Here is an 18464-nt window from a genome sequence, read left to right on the forward strand (position 1 = left end):
ACACGGCCGCGGTAGCCACTGACGATCACTCAAGCCGACGACCCGGGGTTTTGGTTGTGGGGAGGCCGGCGGCCCGCCAGGCGGCGTAGCCGCCGGCCAGGTCGGTGGCTCTGTGCAGGCCCAGGTCTTGCAGGGCGGCGGCGGCCAGGCTGCTCGTGTAGCCCTCCTGACAGGTCACGATGACCTCCAGGTCGTAGCTTCGCGCGAACGGCAGGCGGGCGTCGCTGCGGGGGTCGAGGCGCCATTCGAGGACGTTGCGTTCGATGACGACGGCGCCGGGGATCTCGCCGTGTTCGGCTCGTTGGGCGGCGGGGCGGATGTCCACGAGGACGGCGCCGCGGGTCAGGGCGGCTTGGGCCTCTTGCGGCGTGACGCGGGTCAGGCGGGCTCGGGCGTTCGCGAGGATCTCGGTGATGCCCAGCGAGCCGGGTGGTGGGGTCTGCAGCGTTGCGGTCACCACTGCACCCCGGCGCGTTCCACGGTCAGGACCTCGAGGGCCTCGGCGCCGATGCGGTAGCGGGTCATCGTGGTCAGGGCGGGGCCGTAGACGTGGACGCTGACGGCGGGGCGGCTGGAACGGTTGGTCATGCGGTGGATGTGGTGCTTGCCGAAGCGGCGGCCGGCGCCCTCGCCCAGCTCGCGGGAGGTGACGCGCGGAGGGCGGCCGGCGGCCACCGAGACGGTCTCCTCGGTGAGGGTGCCGCCGAAGACGTGGAAGGCGCCGGCGGAACCGCCGTGGTCGTGCAGGTCGGTGCCCTGGCCGGGGAGCCAGGTGAGCAGCCACACCTCGTGGTCGTCGGCGACGTGCAGGCGGTGGTACCAGCGGTCCACGGGATTGAAGCGGGGGGCCACGCTCCACTGCTCGGGGGCGGCGGCGAAACGGGTCGCGACGGCGAGATGGTCGAGGCGGGTGTCGACGACGGTCACGGGAGCTCCTCCGTTTACATACATTGCCTATCAGTCCTATAGGTTTAGCAGAACAGTGGGTCAAAGGATAGCGGTAATCGCGCGGTGGTGGCGGCAAGTCAGCCGATCAGGGGCGTGAGGACGCGGAAAACGCTGGTCAGCGCGGATGTCGGGCGCTGGCGCACCCGCCCCTGGAAGCGAGTGAAGGGTGGGGTTGGTGAAGGCGGCGAGCGAAGGGCGAGGGCCGGTGAGGGCGGGACGGGTGAAGGGCCAGGGAAGGGAGCGTGGCGTGAAGGGTGGGACGGGTGAAGGGTCAGGGAAGGGGGTGGGGCGTGAAGGGTGGGACGGGTGAAGGGCTAGGGAAGGGGCGGGGCAGGTGAAGGGCCAGGGAAGGGGGCGGGGAGCGAAGGAGGGGCGCCCGTGGAGGTGCGTGAGAAGGTCGGTCCGACGAAGGCGGGGCGAAAGCGGGCCGCGCGGCGCGGGTGCCGGACGGAGGGTGACGCGACGGCGGAATGATCAACGGGCGATGTATTTGTCGCTGCTTATCTGGCCACTATTGAGATAGTGGACATGCCCCGATGCTTTATGATCGCGAGTCACCGATGCGGATATATCCGGACAAGCGTGGGGCGCTGAGCAACGCTAACAACCCAGCGTGACCACCACCCGGGCCAAGCCGCGCCGGCGAAATGCGAGAGCACTGTGGAGTATGCCCGATCCGCGCCTCCACCTCGGACACCCCACGCGTCCACAGTCAAGACCTGAAAGAAGCTCGTAGCGCTTTGCCTCTTTCCGAACAATGCGGCGAGCGCAGCCCTCCGCAGTCGCCCCGACACTCTGCGTGGAAGAAATGCGCGAAACCATCACCGGATCGGTTCGCCGCCTCAGCCGTTAAGGCGGAAATCACTCTGACCCGGTTCTCCTCAATCGAGAAAGCTATATGGTGACTCAGGTCCGGAGGTCACCTCGCCCGCGCCTCCTCGGATCACCTCGCTGCGCGACGAAGATCCCGACCAGATCCCCGACGAAGACCCCCGACGAACGAGGACGGACACGTGTTGAAGTCTCGCCGCGGCCTTCTTGCCGCCGGTCTAGCCGTTGCCGTGGCCGGCGCCTTCGGTGTCGCCTCGACGCTGAGCGCCGACGCGGAACAGATCACGCCGCCCACGGCCGCCGAGGCTTCCGCCGCGGTCGAGGCGCCGCCGACGCCGCCGGCCACCCTGCCGTGGGGCGAGCGGCCCAAGAAGCTCAAGCGCGGGCAGGCGGGCGCCAGCTCCAAGTCGCTGCGCGCCTCCGGGCTCGCCGCCGCGGCCAACGACACCAGCGGCTCCGTGATCCCCAAGGACGAGGAGGGGCCCAAGGGCCGCTTCCGCAACGCCGGCGACCAGCTGCGCACCGAGAAGACCGACGTCGCGCCGCCCGAGCCGCCGTCCGACTCGCAGGACCAGACGGTCAACTACCTCTACAACACCGGCATGCAGTACGCCGAGACCGACGGCGTCTACGCCAACGTCACCATCTCGAAGCCACGGCTCGAGGAGACCGACTACCACTCCCTCGCCGAACTGGCGCTCCAGTCCGCCGACGGCCGGCAGATCGTCGAGGTCGGCTGGACCGTCGACCGCCTCGTGAACGGCGACGACGATCCGCACCTGTTCGTCTACCACTGGGTCGACAAGCAGCCGAGCTGCTACAACGGCTGCGGCTTCGTGCCGTACAGCAAGAACATCAAGCCCGGTGACACGCTGCCGCAGGACGTCAGCAAGAAGTTCGGCATCCAGTACTTCAAGAACGCCTGGTGGATCGCGTACGACACGGAGTGGGTCGGCTACTTCCCCGAGACGCTCTGGAACGACAAGGGCATCTCGTTCAACCGTTCCGGCCTGATCCAGGTCTTCGGCGAGGTCGCCTCGACCACCACCACCCCGTGCTGGACCCAGATGGGCAACGGCAAGACGCCCAAGAAGGACGGCGCCGCGGCCAAGCTGGCCAGCGTGACGTACCTCAACGGCCCGACGGTGGAGCTGAAGATCGGCAGTTCCACCCCGGCCTACACGCCGTACAACCAGACGCTCAGGACCTTCCAGTACGGCGGTCCGGGCCCCTGCGAAGACCCGGAAGACGAAGGCTGACACCACCCAGACGCGATGCCCGGTCCCGGCGAGGGGGACCGGGCATCGTTCGTATTGTCGCGCCGTCGAACCGAGTTCACCGCCGCGGTGTACAAACTGGTGGCGAACAGGCGTTGAGGGGACGGGCGCGATGAGGCGACGGGTGAGCCCCGACGAGGAGCTGATGACCGCGCTCTACAACGAGCACTACGCGGTCCTGCTCAGCTTCGTCATGCGCTACGTGCACGATCGTCACCGCGCCGAGGACCTGGTGCAGGAGACGCTGCTGCGGGCGTGGAAGCACATCGACCACCTCGACACCGACACCGGGCGCACCCGGTCCTATCTGCTCACCATCGCGCGCAACGTGGTGACCAACGCGTGGCGCGCCGAGCAGCGCCGCCCGCATCTGGTCGCCGACGAGGCGGCGGTCAACGCCCTGCCGGCCACCGACAACGTCGACCAGATGGTCGAGGGCTGGCTGGTGGCCGAGGCGCTGGAGCGGCTCTCCGACGAGCACCAGGCCGTGGTCCGGGCCATGTACTACGAGGGGCAGAGCGTGGCCGACGCGGCACGGAAGCTGTCGGTGCCCGAGGGCACGGTGAAGTCCCGGGCCTACTACGCGGTGCGGGCGTTGCGCACGGCGTTCGAGGAGATGGGGGTCCTGCGATGAGCGAGGAGCCCCGCCACGACGACCTGCGCCGGCTGCTCGGCGGCTATCTGCTCGGCGGCCTCGACGAGGCCGACACCGACCGGCTCGACGCCCACCTGCGCGACTGCGACGAGTGCCGGGCCGAGCTCGACCGGCTCGCCCCGGTGCCCGAGTTGCTCCAGCGCCTGCCGGACGCGGGACGGCCCGCCGCCGCCGACGGCCGGCCCCCGATCAGCATGTCGGCGCGCCCCAGCCAGGAGAGCATCGACGGCCTGCTGCGCCGCATGCGGGCCGAGCGTTTCCGGCAGGCGCGCCGTGCCGGCGTGCGCTGGCTGGCCGCGGCCGCCGTGGTGCTGATCGCCGTCGCGGTCGGCATCGGCGTGATCCGCGGCAGCCGCCAGGGCGATCAGCCGACCACGTTGCCGAGCCCCGAGCTGGTCACCGCCCAGTTCGAGCCCACCGCGGGCAGCGGCCTGTCGGGGCAGGCGGTGCTCACGCCCAAGACGTGGGGCGTCTCCGTCGCCGTCGACCTGACCAAGCTGCGCGGCAACGGGCCGTTCCACTGCCAGGTGCGCGGGGCTTCCGGTCAGGTCGAGCAGGCGATGGTGTGGGGGCCGACGCCGAGCGGCAACGCCAAGGTGATCGGCGCCAGCTCCCTCCAGCTCCGCAACGTGCGCTCCATCGAGGTCGCCGACGACAGCGGGCACGTGCTGGGCAAGGCCGTGCTCAAGTGACCCCGTGCAGCGTACGAGACGATCAGAATGAGACGGTGCGCGCGAAGTCCCAGCGCGCCGACATCGCCGCGTAGAGGCGCCGGGCCTCGCCGGGCCGCCGGCCCTCCTCGAGCGCCTGAGCCAGCTCGAAGACCCGGCCCACCTTGCGGTAGTGCTCGGCCGCGGCCAGGGCGGGGGCGGGATCGCCGGACAGCAGGGCCCGGCAGCGCAGGTTCGCCGCGTAGGCCCGGGCCGGCAGCACCTCGCGGTCGGCCTCGGCGGCACAGATCGCGGCCGCGCGCTCGGCGATGTCGGCGCGGCCCTGGGCGCGGGCCAGCCGCACCACGCCCGGCAGCCACTGGTGGCGCAGCATGATCGGGGCGTACGCCGGCTGGAGCAGGGGCTGGAGCCACTCCAGGGCCTCGTCGGGGCGGCCGCGCTGCTCGGCGGCCAGCGCCCGCGCGACCAGCAGGAAGTCGCAGTTCTCGCGCTCGGCCTCGCTCGCCGGCACGGCGTCGGCGGCGCCCAGATGCGCGGCGGCCAGGTCCTGCGCGTCGCGATGCAGGGCGATCAGCGCGGCCACGCCGTGCAGCAGCATGGTGATCGCGCCCGGCTCGCGCTGGCCGTGGAAGGTGATGTCGCCGCTCACCTCGCCCACCTCGGCGAGCGCCTCGTCCCAGCGGCCCAGCCAGTAGTCCTGCACCGCCGCCGTGACCCGCAGGCCGGCGGGGAGCGGCTGCTCCGCCTTGCGCAGCGTCTCCTGCGCCTCCTCGAGGCGGTCCAGGTTCTGCAGCGAGAAGAGCCGGTTGTCGAGCAGGTCGTAGGCGAGCGACGACTCGCCGCGCACCACGGCCAGCGCGCGGTCGGCGTGCTCCAGGGCCCGCTCGTGGTCGCGCCGGATGGAGCTGGTCAGCCAGATGGTCTGCAGGGCGAACGCGGTCTCGTACGGCTGTCCCGCCGCGACCGCCTCGTCGTACACCTGCCGGGCCCGCTCCTCGGCGCGGTCGAGGTCGTCCAGCTCGCCGCGGCGGAAGTTGGCGAGCAGCACCCGGTGGCGCGACCGCCAGATCTCGGGCACCCGGGCGTCGTCGAGCGCGTCGCGCAGCATCGCGACCGCCTCGGCCTCCTCGCCCCGGCGGTGCCGCATGGTCGCCAGCAGCTGGCGCATCTCGGCCCGGTCGCCCGGATCGCTCGCGAGGCTCATCGCCTCCTCGGCCTCGGTCATCGGGAAGCGCTCGCGCCGGAACTCCAGCCGGACCAGCGCCACCAGCAGCACCCCGCGCTGCTCCGGCGAGGGCAGGTCGGTCGCGAGGGTGCGCCGGATCAGGTCGCCGGCGATCTGTGGCGCCCGGCGCACCACCTCGGCGTGGTGCTCGACCAGCCACGACAGCACCCACGTGTCGACCGCCGGCGCGCTCGCGTTGAGCTGCTCGGCCACCCGGGTCAGCGGGGCACCGCAGGCCGCGAGCACCTCGGCCGCGTGCCGGTGCAGGCCCGCGCGCAGCGCCGCCGGCACGCTCGCGACCAGCGCCTGGCGCAGGAACGGGTGGCGGAACGCCAGATCGGTGCCGCTGTCCACCAGCACGCTCGCGGCGAGCGCCTCCTCCAGCGCGCCCACCAGGTCGAGGGCCGAGCGCCCGGTGACCGCCACGACCTCGCTGACCGAGAACTCCGAGCCGAGCAGCGCGGCCAGCCGCAGCACCTCGCGGGTCTCGCCGGACAGCACGTCGAGGGCCGCGTGCACCGCGTCGAGCAGGGTCTGCGGCGGGTCGACGGTCACGTCCGGGCCGATGTCGGCGCGGCCACCGGCGATCTCCACCGCGTCCCGCTGGCGCAGCGCCTCGACCAGCTCGCGGGCGAAGAGCGGGTTGCCGCCGGACCGCGCGGCCAGGGCGCGCAGGTGAGGCCCGGGCGGGGCGCCGACCAGCGCGCCGATCAGGCGGTCGAGCTCGGGCGGGGCGAGCGGGCCGAGATCGAGCGGCATCCGCTGCCGGGCGCGCACCCGGTTGCGCAGCGCGGCCTGGTGCGCGTCCGGCCGGGCGGCGGCGACCAGCAGCAGCGGCATCCGGGGCACCAGGGCGAGCAGCCGCTCCCACACGCGCACCGTGGCGCTGTCCGCCCACTGCATGTCGTCGACGACCAGGATCAGCGGGGCGGTGCCGCACGCGGAGCGCACGGCCGCGACGATCTGGTCGTCCGCCGGCTCCGGGCCGTCCTCGTCGCGCGGCTGCCCCAGCGCGCGGAACAGCACTTGGAGGGGCACGCGCGAGCCCAGCTGGTCGGCGGCGCCCCAGGCCACCCGGCAGCCGGCGCGGGCCGCGTCGGCGAAGGCGTGGGTGAGCAGCTCGGTCTTGCCGATCCCCGGCTCGCCGGAGATCCAGACCGCGTTACCGACACCGGCCGCGAGCGCCCGCACCAGGCTTCGAAGGTGATCGATTTCGGCCACCCGGCCCACCCAGGAGCGCCCGGCGAGCCCGTCCCGCAGCGCCTTGGCGATCGGCGTGGGCACGACCGTGCTGCGCCCGGCGCGCGGCCCCTCGGGCGGCGACGCGATCGCCTGCTCGGCCGAGTTGGCCAGCACCTGCCGCTGCACCGCGCGCAGGCCCGGACCCGGCTCGATGCCGAGCTCCGCGACGAGCACGCGCCGGGCCGTGCGGAACACCTCCAGCGCCTCGCCGTGCCGGCCGGCCACGTGCAGCGCGCGCATCAGCAACTCGTGCAGCGGCTCGTGCAGCGGATGATCGTGCACGAGCGCGGTCAGCTCGGCGATCAGGCCGTCGTCGCCGCCGGCCTCGAGCCGCAGCCGGGCCCGCTGCTCCGCCGCGGCGAGCCGCAGCTCCGCCAGCCGCTGCCGGTCGAGCTCGAGGAACGGGCCGGCCAGCGTGGCGTACGCGTCGCCGCGCCACAGCGCCAGCGCCTCGTCCAGCCGGGCCACCGCCGTGGCGGCGTCCCCCCGCGCCAGCGCCTCGCTCGCCGCGGCGCGCAGCCGCTGGAACCGCGCCGAGTCGAGATCGTCCGGCTCGACGCGCAGCCGATAGCCGCCCGATCCGGTGCCCAGCGTCTCGGGCCCCAGCGCGCGGCGCAGCCCGGACACATAGGTGTAGACGCTGCCGACCGCCGTGGCCGGCGGCGAGTCGCCCCAGGTGGCGGTGATCAGCTCGTCGCGGCCGACCGTGCGTCCGGCGTGCGCGGCGAGCACCGCGAAGACCGCCCGCTGGCGCGCCGGCCCGAGATCGACCTCGGCGTCATCGACCCAGGCGCGCACCGGCCCGAGCACGCAGACGCGCAAGACTCTCGCCACGTGTCCTCCCGGGTCGGTGACTGTCAACATCGAGGGAGACGGGCCGGGTGTCAATGGATAACACAAACAGCACGGACGGGCACTCCTCGGGGTGAGCGCTTCCCACCTCCGGCAACCCTCTGCTGAACTGTTCCATCGGCCTTCCCGGCCCGATGAAGGATCCGTGAAGGTTCCCTGAAGGCACTTCTCCGACACTGGCTGCACGCTGCTGGGGCGGCGGCGCGGTCGGGAGGAGCAGCCATGGAACAGATCCGGGTAGCCGTGCAGGCGACAGATCCGCTCAGCCACGCCGGACTGGCCGCGTTGCTCCAGTTCCGGGGCGACCTGACCGTCCTGCGCAACACCCAGCGTGCCGACGCCGACGTGCTCGTGGTGGCCGCCGAGCGGCTCAGCACCGAGGTGGTGGCCGGCCTGCGCCGGGCCACCGGCGAGACGACCGCGCCGGTCGTGCTCGTGGTGCAGGAGATCGACGAGAGCGAGCTGCTCACCGCCGTCGAGTGCCGGGTGGTGGCGATCCTGCCGCGCACCGCGGTCAACGCCGACCGGCTGGCGCACAGCGTGCGCGCCGCGGCCTCCGGAGGCGGCGTGATGCCGCCCAACCTGATCGGCGAGCTGCTCAAGCACGTCGAGCGCATGCAGCGCGACGTGCTCGCGCCCAGCGGGCTGAACGCGTCGGGGCTGAGCCCCCGCGAGATCGACGTGCTGCGGCTGATGGCGGACGGCTTCGACACCAACGAGATCGCCGGCAAGCTCTGCTACTCGGAGCGGACCGTCAAGAACGTCATCTACGGCGTCACCCACCGGCTCAAGCTTCGCAACCGCTCGCACGCTGTGGCATATGCCTTGCGAGCCGGGATGATCTAGACGAGCCTCCGTACATGGACAACCCTCCCAAGCTTCAGCCGGGCGATCGCGTCGCCGTCGTCTCGCCGTCGTGGGCCGGGCCGGAGGTCTACCCGGCCGTGCACGAGCAGGCCATGCGCCGCATCCGCGAGGATCTCGGGCTGGAGCCCGTGGAGTTTCCCTTCACCCGCAAGCAGGGCACACCGGCCGAGCGGGCCGCCGACCTGATGGCCGCCTACGCCGACCCGTCGATCCGGGCCGTCTTCGCCACCATCGGCGGCAGCGACCAGATCACGGTGCTCCCGCACCTCGACCCGGCGCCGTTCCGGGCCGACCCGAAGCCGTACTTCGGCTACTCCGACAACACCAACATGCTCAACTGGCTGTGGATGCACGGCGTCGCCGGCTATCACGGCGGGTCCACCATGGTGCACCTGTCCCGCGGGCCGGCGATCGACGCGGAACATCTCGCCTCGCTGCGGGCGGCGCTCTTCGAGACCGTCGACCTGCCGATCACCCCGGTGCCCGGCTTCCGCGACGAGGAGATCGACTGGGGCGACCCGCGGGCGCTGACCGACGCGGCGCCGGCCGAGCCCAACCCCGGCTGGGTGTGGCACAACGCCGACCGGGTGGTCACCGCGCCGGCCTGGGGCGGCAACCTGGAGATCCTGCACTGGAACCTCGCCGCCAACCGCTGGATCCTCCCGTCCGCGTCCTACGCCGGGATGATCCTGCTGCTGGAGACCTCGGAGGAGATGCCCGGGGCCGACGCGGTCTTCGAGATGCTGCGCAACGCCGGCGAGCGCGGCCTCCTCGAACAGTTCCCGGTGATCCTGATGGGGGCGGCGAAGGCCAGCTTCCGCAACAACCGGCCCGATCGCGCCGACCGGGACAGGTTCCGCGACGACCAGCGGGCGGCCGTGCTGCGCGCCCTGGAGACCTACAACCCCTCGGCGATGGCGGTCTTCGGCCCCGAGTTCGGCCACACCGGGCCACAGTGGATCGTGCCCTTCGGTGGCCGCATGACGGTCGACGGCCCGGCGCGCCGGATCATCGCCCACTTCTGACCGGCGGCGCCGTGCGGCTCGGGTGCACCGGCGGCGCGCCCGGGTCGCAGAACGACTTCACCGGGGTGTGCGCGGGCAGCCTGTTCGGGATCAGGAACCAGGCCAGCACGCCACCGGCCACCATCAGGGCCGCGCAGATCATCATCGTGTTGCGGTAGACCGGGGACAGCTGCGCCGCGTCCGTCAGGCTGCCGCCGCCCAGGCCCGCGGCGAGGGGCAGCACCGCCACCGCCAGCAGGCCGGCGGCCCGCGCCACCGCGTTGTTCACCCCCGAGGCGATACCCGCGTACGCGTCGTCGAGCGCGCCCAGCGCCGTGGACGTCAGCGGCGCCACGAGCAGGGTCAGCCCGACCCCGAAGACGATCACCGAGGGCAGCACGCCCGTCCAGTAGTCGGCGCCCGCGCCGATCCGGGACATCATCATGAGCGCCACCGCGCACACCAGCGGGCCCACGGTCATCGGGATGCGCGGGCCGATCCGCTGGCCGAGGGCGCCGGAACGCGCCGAGAAGAGCAGCATCAGCACGGTCGAGGGCAGCAGGGCCGTGCCGGCGAGCAGCGGCGAGAAGTCCGCGACGACCTGAAGGTTGATGACGAAGAGGAAGAAGACGCCGCCGTTCGCCCCGTACACCAGGAAGGTGACCAGGTTTGCCCCGCTGAACGCCTTGTTGCGGAAGATCGGCAGCGGCATCATCGGCTGCCGCGAGCGGCGCTCGGCCAGCACGAAGGCGAGCAGGCCGGCGACACCCAGCGCGAGCGTGCCGAGCACCACGGGATCGCCCGCGCCGCGCATGGGCCAGGCGGTGAAGCCGTACGTCAGGCCGGCCAGACCGATCGCACCCGTCAGCACCCCGGTGACGTCGATGCGGCCGGTGGCCTGCGGGTTGCGCGACTCCGGCACGTGCCGGGCGGCGACCAGCAGCACGACCACGGCCACCGGCACGTTGATGAAGAAGATGTAGCGCCAGTCGCCGATGCCGACCAGCCAGCCGCCGATGAACGGGCCGAGCGCGCCGCCGACCCCGCTCAGGCCCGACCAGGCGCCGATCGCCTTGGACCGGTCCTCGCGGTCGAACGACGCCTCGAGGATCGCCAGCGAGCCCGGGGTGAGCAGGGCGCCGCCGATGCCCTGGAGGATCCGGGCGGCGATCAGCCAGCCCACGTTCGGCGACAGGCCGCAGAGCAGCGACGCCACCGCGAACCAGGCCACACCCAGCATGAAGATGCGCTTGCGCCCGAACCGGTCGCCGAGCGACCCGCCGAGCAGGATCAGCGCGGCGAGGCTCAGCGCGTAGCCGTTGATCGTCCACTGCAGACCGGCGGCGTCCGCGCCGAGGTCCCGCCCGATCTCCGGCAGCGCGATGTTGACCACAGTCGAGTCGATGAAGGCCAGGCTGGAGCCGAGCACTGTCGCCAGCAGCACCCACCGACCGGCTGACGTGCTGTAACGCACCAGGGAGCCATCCATGCGCCCGACACTATCTCCGGGCGGATGACTCCGGGATCAGTCAAGTGACTGTCAGGCGCTGCGTCGCCGCGGTCTTGCGCACCGAAGGCAACGCCGCGGCGGGCGGCCTGCTCACCCCGGGCCGGCGCCGCAACAGGCTGTCGAGCCGCGCGCACAGCTCCCCGCGGCGGAAGGGCTTCTCCAGATAGTCGTCGGCGCCCGCGGTCATCGCCATCCTGATCCGCTGGTCGTTCACGTCCGCGCTGATCACCATGATCGGCAGGAACGCGGTGGCCGGCTGCTCGCGCAGCCGCCGGCACAGGTCGATGCCGCTCTCCCCGGGCATCCGCACATCCAGCAGGGCGGCGTCGATCCCGCCATCCTTCAGCACGGCCCGCGCCGACTCGGCGTCCAGGACCCGCACGACGGTGTGGCCTATGCGCTCCAGCGCCAGGCTCATGAGCTCCAGATGATCAGCGTCGTCGTCGGCAATCAGCACGGTAGCCACGCTGAGTTGTTCGGACGGTGATTCCCATCGCTTAGGCTGTGCACGATCGTGCACATTTCGCCGATGTGCACGCACGTGCGCAGTGCTAGGTTGAGCACGTACGCGCTCAGAGGAGGCGCCATGAGAGTGGACAGCCCGAGTGATCTCGGCTCTTTCATCCGCTACCGCCGCAAGGCGGCCGGATTGAGCCAGACCGACCTCGCTTCCCGGGCCGAGGTCAGCCGTCGCTGGCTCTGCGCCCTCGAGGCCGGCAAGCCGACCGCCGAGATCGGCCTCGTCCTCCGTGTGATCGCCGCCCTCGGCTTCTTCCTCGACGCGCGGCCCAGGCCCGAGCCCGTCCTCGACCTGGACGCCTACCTGGGCACCCTGGGCGCCTCGTCGTGACCGGCGCGCTGACGGTGCTGCTCGGCGGCAACCCCGCCGCTCGGCTCGCCCAGGGTGCGGGTGGCGCCCTCACCCTGGTCTACGACGCCGACTATGCCGACTCGCCCGCGGCGATGCCGCTGTCGTTGTCGATGCCGTTCACGGGCGTGGTCCATGCGGACAAACCCGTGCGGGCATATTGCCAGGGCCTGCTGCCGGACAACGAGCGGGTCCTCGAGCGGTGGGCACGCGACTTCCAGGTGTCCGCGGGCAACCCGTTCGCGCTCCTCACCCACGTCGGCGAGGACTGCGCGGGCGCGGCCCAGTTCGTCACGGCCGAGCGCGTCGAGGCGATGCTCGCGGCCAAGGGCTCGATCACACCCCTGGACGACGATGTCATCGCGGACCGGCTTCGTGTCCTGCGGCGCGACCCGGCGGCCTGGCATCTCGCCGGGACCGGGCAGTTCAGTTTGGCCGGGACGCAGGCCAAGACGGCGCTGCACTTCGACCGGGAGCGCGGATGGGGCGACCCCTCGGGTGCGGCGCCGACCACCCACATCCTCAAGCCCGCCATCGCCGGCTTCGACGACCACGATCTCAACGAGCACCTGTGCCTGCGAGCCGCCGGCATTCTGGGGTTGCGGGTCGCGGGCTCCCGCGTGGCGTCCTTCGCCGGCGAGCGGGCCATCGTCGTCGAGCGCTTCGACCGCTTCCCGCGCGGCGACGGCACGGTGTTGCGGCTGCACCAAGAGGACATGTGCCAGGCGCTGGGCGTGCCACCCACCGTCAAGTACCAGAGTGAGGGCGGCCCGGCCCCGGAGCAGATCATCGCCCTCCTGCGCCGGGTGATCGAGCCACCCACGGTGGCCGAGGCCGAGATCGCGCGGTTCGCCGACGGGCTCGCGCTCACCTGGCTGCTCGGCGGCACGGACGCCCACGCCAAGAACTACTCGATCCTTCTTGCGCCGGGCCAGGTGCGGCTTGCGCCCCTCTACGACGTGGCGAGCAGCCTGCCGTACGACGACATGTACCGCCCCCGTCTGCGGCTCGCCATGAAGATCGGCTCCGAGTACCGCGTCGAGGCCATCACCGGCCGCCACTGGCGCGCCTTCGCCGACCGCAACAAACTCGACGCCGACCGCCTCCTGTCCCGGATCGACGACCTGGCCACACGCCTCCCCGAGGCCCTGCGCGAAGCGGCCAGCGCGGACGCCGTCACCGCCCTGGCCTCCGCCCTGCCCGGTCGCCTCGTGGCCCAGGTCCAGGACCACGTCACGGCCGCACGCCACGCGCTCACCGTGACGTGAAGCGATGTGCGCGCGCCACGGCGGTGCCAGGGCGGTCGCCGGCGCACGATGCTCGCGAGCACTGTCGTGGATGCGGGCGCGGCCGGCCGAGCAAGCGGGGCGGTGAGGCGGCCCGCGTTCTAGGGTGGGTGATATGCGTGCTGCTGTGTTCGAGGAACCGGGTCCCGCGTCCGTCCTGAAGATCGTGGAGCGGGAGCTGCCGCCCGCCGGGCCCGGGGAGGTGCGGGTTCGGGTGGTGTTGTCGGCGGTCAATCCGACCGACACCGGGACGCGGGCCGGCAAGGGGGTGCCGGACGGGGTGTCGCCGCCTCGGGTGCCCAACCAGGATGGGGCGGGCGTGGTCGACGCCGTCGGCGACGGGGTGACCGGGCTGGAGCCGGGCGACCGGGTCTGGGTGTGGGACGCCGGCTATGGGCGGGCGAACGGCACCGCGCAGGAGTTTGTGGTGTTGCCGCGGCGGCAGGTCGTGCGGATGAACGACGACGTCCCGTTCGAGGCCGGCGCGGCGCTGGGCATTCCGGCGCTCACCGCGCACCGCTGCCTCACACTGGCCAGCGACGGGCCCGAGCGGCTGGCGCCCGGGGCGCTCGCGGGCCGCACGGTGCTGGTCTCCGGCGGGGCGGGCGCGGTCGGCAACGCGGCGATCCAGCTCGCCAAGTGGGCCGGCGCCACCGTGCTCACCACCGTCTCGTCCAAGGAGAAGGCCGACCTCGCCACGGCGGCCGGTGCCGACGCGGTCGTCAACTACCGCGAGGAGGACGTGGTCGCGCGGGTCGGTGAGCTCGCCGCGGACGGTGCCAACATCATCGTCGAGGTCAACACCGACAACCTGGCGCAGGACCTCGACGTGGTGGCGCCCGGCGGCAACATCGCCATCTACGTCGGCGGCAAGGTCACGATCCCGAGCTTCAAGGCGATGCTCAAGAACGTCAGCCTCGACTTCGTGCTCACCTACACGACCACCGACGAGGAGAAGGACAACGCCGTCGCCGCGGTCGCGGAGGCGGTCAACTCCGGCGCCTTCAAGGTGGGCGAGGAGGCGGGCCTGCCGATCCTGCGCTACCCGTTCGAGCAGGCCGGCGCGGCGCACGAGGCCGTCGAGCGCCACGCCGTCGGCAAGGTCGTCATCGAGGTGACGCGGCCCTGACCGCGGCCGCCTCCAGCAGGGCGTCGGCCACCCGGGCGACGCCCTGGCCGTCGACCGCCGCCCAGGCCTTGCGCGCCAGCGAGGTGCGCAGGTCCGGGTCGGTGAGCAGCGTCCGCAGGGTCTCCACCGCGTCGGGGCCGAAGTGCCCGAGCCGGCCGATGCCCGCCGCGTAACCGCGGGCGAGCGTCCGGTCGTAGCCGAGGATCTGGTTGTCCACGACCCAGACCAGCGCCGCCGGCAGGCCGAGGCAGAGCAGCTCCCACGTCGACGTGCCGCTGGCGCTCACCGCCAGGTCGGCGCCGGCGAGCAGCTTCGGCAGGTCGTCGGTGGGCGCGATGATGTCGAAGCGCTGCCCCTCACCGGGAACGATCTTGTGCAGTTCGCTCCGCAGCTCCTCGTTCGCCCCGATGATCGTGGCGTCGAACGGCACCGCCGTACGGGCGAGCAGGTCCGCGATCGCCGGCGCCGCCCGGTAGGCGTCGGTGCCGCCGAAGAAGGCCACGACCTTGGGCGTACGGCCGGAGGTGTGCACCGGCGGCGCGAGCGGCCGCAGCTGCCGCACCGACCCCCGCAACAGCGCGTAGTCGAGGCCGGCCAGGCCGATCGCGTCCTCGACGTCGATGACCGCGTCGAGGTTCTGGTCGACGTAGATGTCCGCCGACTGACCGCGGAAGTCGCCGTCGACGATGGCGAGCACCGGCAGGCCGGTCCTGCGCACCTCGATCGTGTGCTGCGGCGGCAGCGTGTAGGAGTCGACGACCAGCGCGTCGAGCTGGAGCCGCTCGGTCGCGGCCACCAGGCCGACCGGGTCGAGCGGCGCCGGATGCCAGGGCAGCCCGCGCTGGGTGAGCTGGGCCTCGGCCCACTCCACCCCGCCGAGGTCGCTGAGGAACCGGACGCCCACACCGCGCGCCACCAGCTCCTCGGCGAGCGCCACACAGCGAACCAGATGCCCGACGCCGGTGCGGGCACCGGCGTCGCAGCGAATACCGACGATCGTCACCGCTACGCCTGCACCAGGGCCTTCTGGAGGACGTGCGCGTTGAGCTCGGTGAGGTCCGGCCGGCCGGCGAGCCAGTCGGTGAGCTTGCGCACCGAGATGGGCTCGTCGCCGAAGTGCTGGACGATCGCCTCGATCAGCTTCCAGTCGTCCTCGGTGTCGAGGGTGAGCCGCAGGTGGGACAGGTCGGGCTGCATGGTCAGCCCGATCACGTCGTACTGCTCGGAGTGGGTGTAGATGTACGACGTCACGTGGGTGCGGTGGTGCTCGGTGGCGAGCGCGTCGATCTCGCGCAGGACCGGGGTGCGGACCACCTCGACGTCGAGGCCGCGCGGCAGCGTCTTGACGATCGACGTGGTCATGTAGTCGGCCTCGGCGGCCATGAAGACCCGGTAGGCGCGGGCGATCAGCTCGGGGTCGAGCAGCGGCGAGTCGGCGGTGAAGCGCAGCACGACGTCGCTCTCGTGCTCGTCGAGCACGCCGAGGAAGCGCTCCAGGACATCGTCGACGGAGCCGCGGTAGCAGGGCACGCCGAGCTCGGCGCACTCCGCGGCCACGGCGTCGTCGTCCGGCTCGGTGGTGGTGGCCACGACGAGCTCGTCGAGCACACCGCTCTGCCGGGCGGCCAGGACCACCCGCTCCAGCACGGTGCGGCTGCCGAGCTTGCGCAGCACCTTGCCGGGCAACCGGGAGGAGCCCATCCGGGCCTGGATGATGCCGAGGGTTGTCATGAAAGTCCTTTTCGAAGGCGATTGCGAGCCTTGCGGGCTACCCCGTATCCGAGCTTCGCAACCCGGAAGCCCACGGAGCCGCTGAAGGCCGCGATCTGCATGCGGGCCTTGCGAAGTTCGGAGTCCCGGCGGTCGAGCTCGCGCTCGTACCACTGGGCGCGGGAGGCGGCGTCGGCCAGTTGCCGGCGCAGCGCCCGGATCTGTTCCTCGTGCTCCCGGCGCGCGTCGGGCGGCGGAGGATCCTCGCCGGGCGGGACGTCGTCGGGCAGGCCCGCGGCGCCGTGCAGGATCGTGGTGAGGGTCCGTACGTCGGTGGCGGCGGGCCACGGGTGTGCGTAGCCGCCGCCGAGCAGGGTCTCCGCGAACCGCCGGATCACGTCGGCCTGCGGCGGGACGCTCGGGTCGAGCACTGTGTAGGTGTCCCGGTGCACCACCACGTTGTCGGCGGTGGCGTCCGGCAGCGCGGAGGCCCAGCCGGTGAGCAGCCGCCGCACGATCGGAAGATCGTCCCGCAGGCAGGCGGCCAGAAGCAACTCCTCCAGCAGCCGTCCTCGCGGCAGCGGCCCGTCGAGCGCGGAGAGGTCGTGACCAGGGACTTCGTGGAGTACACGGCGGGTCCACGCGCCGTCACGGCCGGGCGCCAGCCCGATCACCGCGCCGTCGGCCGCGGCCGGGCCTTCGCCGGCGTCGCGACTCGCGACGGGTGCGGTGAGCAGCACCGGCGGCAGGCTCAGCACGGCGGCGGGGCGCGGCGCGCGGTGGGCGGCGACGATCCAGGCGGCGGCCAGCTCGGGCCCCAGGCCGCCGCGCACGGCGGCCGCGGCCAGCCGGCGGGGATCGCTCAGGACCGGCCGGCCCGCGTACGCCCGCGCGGTGGCGCTCGCGGTGACGGCGGCGAGCGCGTCGGCCGGCCCGTCGTGCAGGGCGTTGGGCGTGGCGATCAGCGTCGGCGCCTCGGGCGACGGCCAGGCCGCGCCGAGCCAGTCGATCGCCAGGCCCTCGGCGGAGAGCCGGGCGGCGAGGCGGCCCGGGTTGCCCGGCTTGGTGTCGAACTCGCCGAGCGGCCGCCACGCGCTGTCGTCCTGCGCCGAGGTGGTGGACGACGGGTCGACGAGCTTGTGCACGCCCAGCTCGTTCTCGACGGCGAGCAGCAGGGTGCCGCCGGGGCGCAGGAGGCGCTTGAGCGCCTGGAGGCTCTCGGCCCAGTCGAGCTGGGGTCCCTCGACCGAGCAGAGCCGGCCGAGGCCGTCGAGGGCCACGACGACGTCGTACCGCTCGGCCTCGGTGACCTTGGGGAGCGTGCCGCAGAGCACGCGGACGCCGCGGGCCTCCAGCTCGATGGCCTCGGGCTGGGAGCGGAGCAGGCAGGTCACGGTGGCGCGGCCGGCGAGCGCGTCGATCAGCGCGTCGTCGTGCGGCCCCGCGACCAGCACCTCGGCGCCCGCGGGCAGGTGCGCGGCGAGATGTCCGAAGAGGGCGCCGCCGGCGCGGGGCCTGTCCTCGGTGAAGGAGGGCATCTCACCGCCTACCATTTCCATCACGCGGGCACCCTAGCCTTCGCGGTCCACCCGAGGATCGCCCGGAGCTCCGCCGGGGAGGCGAGGTAGCCGTCGCCCAGCTCGGCGAGCGCGGACGGGCGGGCCACCGCCATGTCGAGATGCTTGCCGTGCAGCTCGGGCCACTCGCGGCGGATCCGGGCGGCCATCGGCAGATCTTCCTTGTCGAGGTGCATCGGGTCGCCGTAGACGGCCGGCTCGCAGCCCGCCGCGACGCCGTGGAAGATCGCACTGCTCAGCCTGTTGGACGCGACGCGCTTGTGCCGGCGCAGCTCGGCGAGCTGCTTGTCGAGGAAGTGGCGGTCGGTGTCGCGCCACTGCTTGCCGCGGTAGCCGTGGCAGATGACCCGGCCGTACTGCTCGTACGACGCCCGGACCTTGTCGTTGCGGAACTCGTTCCAGTAGAGGCAGAAGGTGACGGCGCCCTGCTCGGTCTCGAGGATCTCCTCGACCTGCCGCTGGTGGTCGCCGAGCACCTGCTGGTTCTCCCACCCGTGGAACGGATAGAAGATCGTGCCCTCGCGCGGCGGGGCGTCCGGGTCCTCGGGGCGCATGGTCAGCAGGTAGAGGAAGGGCGCGCCGATGACCGTGGCCTGCCGGCGCCCCATCGACCAGGCCCGCCGCCGGGTGCGCTCGGAATAGACGAGGATGGGCCGGCCCGGCACGTACGGCGTGCCGAAGCCGAGCCCGTCCACCACGTTCCAGCCGTGCTGCACATAGCCGTCGATGCGGGGCGGGTTCTCGGGATCGAGACCGCAGTATTCCGCGAGGATGTGCGCGTGGCCGTAGAAGTGGTTGGCGTGGTGCACCCG

The 18464-nt window shown here is 72.6% G+C and carries 17 protein-coding genes; 8 read left to right on the forward strand and 9 right to left on the reverse strand.

Going from position 1 to position 18464, the window contains the following annotated elements:
- Nucleotides 1-25: 25 nt before the first annotated feature.
- Nucleotides 26-460: a rhodanese-like domain-containing protein gene (locus tag Ade02nite_RS43395; protein WP_203776931.1), complete on the reverse strand. Its 435-nt coding sequence runs from the start codon at nucleotides 458-460 to the stop codon at nucleotides 26-28.
- Nucleotides 454-927, reverse strand: coding sequence for a cysteine dioxygenase (locus Ade02nite_RS43400; protein ID WP_239169475.1), 474 nt, complete (start codon nucleotides 925-927; stop codon nucleotides 454-456). The genes Ade02nite_RS43395 and Ade02nite_RS43400 overlap by 7 nt, the downstream gene beginning before the upstream one ends.
- A 1034-nt stretch (nucleotides 928-1961) precedes the next feature.
- Between Ade02nite_RS43400 and Ade02nite_RS43405 the strand changes: the two genes are divergently transcribed.
- From Ade02nite_RS43405 to Ade02nite_RS43415, 3 genes are all read left to right on the forward strand, one after another.
- Nucleotides 1962-3038, forward strand: a complete 1077-nt coding sequence (locus Ade02nite_RS43405; RefSeq protein WP_239169476.1) for a neprosin family prolyl endopeptidase — start codon at nucleotides 1962-1964, stop codon at nucleotides 3036-3038.
- Between the two features lie 130 nt (nucleotides 3039-3168).
- A complete protein-coding gene (locus Ade02nite_RS43410) occupies nucleotides 3169-3690 on the forward strand; it encodes a sigma-70 family RNA polymerase sigma factor (protein WP_203776935.1) in 522 nt (173 codons plus the stop codon).
- Entirely contained in the window at nucleotides 3687-4403 is a 717-nt protein-coding gene (locus Ade02nite_RS43415; protein ID WP_203776937.1) for an anti-sigma factor family protein, read from the forward strand. Before Ade02nite_RS43410 ends, Ade02nite_RS43415 begins: the two co-directional genes overlap by 4 nt.
- Nucleotides 4404-4425: 22 nt before the next feature.
- Here the strand turns inward: Ade02nite_RS43415 and Ade02nite_RS43420 are convergent, their stop codons facing one another.
- On the reverse strand, nucleotides 4426-7683 hold the full coding sequence (locus Ade02nite_RS43420; protein WP_203776939.1) for an ATP-binding protein: 3258 nt from the start codon (nucleotides 7681-7683) through the stop codon (nucleotides 4426-4428).
- Nucleotides 7684-7923: 240 nt separating this feature from the next.
- Here Ade02nite_RS43420 and Ade02nite_RS43425 point away from each other — a divergent pair, with 240 nt between their 5' ends.
- Nucleotides 7924-8547, forward strand: a complete 624-nt coding sequence (locus Ade02nite_RS43425; RefSeq protein ID WP_203776941.1) for a helix-turn-helix transcriptional regulator — start codon at nucleotides 7924-7926, stop codon at nucleotides 8545-8547.
- Nucleotides 8548-8561: 14 nt separating this feature from the next.
- Nucleotides 8562-9593 carry a S66 family peptidase gene (locus tag Ade02nite_RS43430; RefSeq protein ID WP_203776943.1) on the forward strand — a complete coding sequence of 344 codons (1032 nt, stop codon included), beginning with the start codon at nucleotides 8562-8564 and terminating at the stop codon, nucleotides 9591-9593.
- Here Ade02nite_RS43430 and Ade02nite_RS43435 read toward each other — a convergent pair.
- Nucleotides 9577-11061, reverse strand: a complete 1485-nt coding sequence (locus Ade02nite_RS43435) for an MFS transporter (protein ID WP_203776945.1) — start codon at nucleotides 11059-11061, stop codon at nucleotides 9577-9579. The genes Ade02nite_RS43430 and Ade02nite_RS43435 overlap by 17 nt on opposite strands.
- 40 nt (nucleotides 11062-11101) lie before the next feature.
- Nucleotides 11102-11539, reverse strand: coding sequence for a response regulator transcription factor (locus Ade02nite_RS43440; protein ID WP_239169477.1), 438 nt, complete (start codon nucleotides 11537-11539; stop codon nucleotides 11102-11104).
- A gap of 129 nt (nucleotides 11540-11668) precedes the next feature.
- Here Ade02nite_RS43440 and Ade02nite_RS43445 point away from each other — a divergent pair, with 129 nt between their 5' ends.
- The 3 genes from Ade02nite_RS43445 (at nucleotide 11669) to Ade02nite_RS43455 (ending at nucleotide 14365) form a co-directional block, all read left to right on the forward strand.
- Nucleotides 11669-11932, forward strand: coding sequence for a helix-turn-helix domain-containing protein (locus Ade02nite_RS43445; RefSeq protein WP_203776949.1), 264 nt, complete (start codon nucleotides 11669-11671; stop codon nucleotides 11930-11932).
- Nucleotides 11929-13218, forward strand: a complete 1290-nt coding sequence (locus Ade02nite_RS43450; RefSeq protein WP_203776951.1) for a type II toxin-antitoxin system HipA family toxin — start codon at nucleotides 11929-11931, stop codon at nucleotides 13216-13218. Before Ade02nite_RS43445 ends, Ade02nite_RS43450 begins: the two co-directional genes overlap by 4 nt.
- A 133-nt stretch (nucleotides 13219-13351) precedes the next feature.
- On the forward strand, nucleotides 13352-14365 hold the full coding sequence (locus tag Ade02nite_RS43455) for an NADPH:quinone reductase (protein WP_203776953.1): 1014 nt from the start codon (nucleotides 13352-13354) through the stop codon (nucleotides 14363-14365).
- On the opposite strand, the gene Ade02nite_RS43460 is transcribed toward Ade02nite_RS43455, so the two are convergent.
- The 4 genes from Ade02nite_RS43460 to Ade02nite_RS43475 are packed head-to-tail and all read right to left on the reverse strand — an operon-like array spanning nucleotide 14343 to nucleotide 18461.
- Nucleotides 14343-15368 carry a PseG/SpsG family protein gene (locus tag Ade02nite_RS43460; RefSeq protein WP_203776956.1) on the reverse strand — a complete coding sequence of 342 codons (1026 nt, stop codon included), beginning with the start codon at nucleotides 15366-15368 and terminating at the stop codon, nucleotides 14343-14345. The two genes, Ade02nite_RS43455 and Ade02nite_RS43460, sit on opposite strands and share 23 nt — an antisense overlap.
- A gap of 2 nt (nucleotides 15369-15370) precedes the next feature.
- Nucleotides 15371-16096 (reverse strand): cytidylyltransferase domain-containing protein, encoded by a 726-nt coding sequence (locus tag Ade02nite_RS43465; RefSeq protein WP_203776958.1) that lies wholly within the window; start codon nucleotides 16094-16096, stop codon nucleotides 15371-15373.
- Entirely contained in the window at nucleotides 16093-17634 is a 1542-nt protein-coding gene (locus Ade02nite_RS43470; RefSeq protein ID WP_239169485.1) for a class I SAM-dependent methyltransferase, read from the reverse strand. The genes Ade02nite_RS43465 and Ade02nite_RS43470 overlap by 4 nt, the downstream gene beginning before the upstream one ends.
- Nucleotides 17634-18461, reverse strand: coding sequence for a hypothetical protein (locus Ade02nite_RS43475; protein ID WP_203776962.1), 828 nt, complete (start codon nucleotides 18459-18461; stop codon nucleotides 17634-17636). Before Ade02nite_RS43475 ends, Ade02nite_RS43470 begins: the two co-directional genes overlap by 1 nt.
- Nucleotides 18462-18464 lie beyond the last annotated feature (3 nt).

Source organism: Paractinoplanes deccanensis, assembly GCF_016862115.1.
Taxonomy (GTDB): domain Bacteria; phylum Actinomycetota; class Actinomycetes; order Mycobacteriales; family Micromonosporaceae; genus Actinoplanes; species Actinoplanes deccanensis.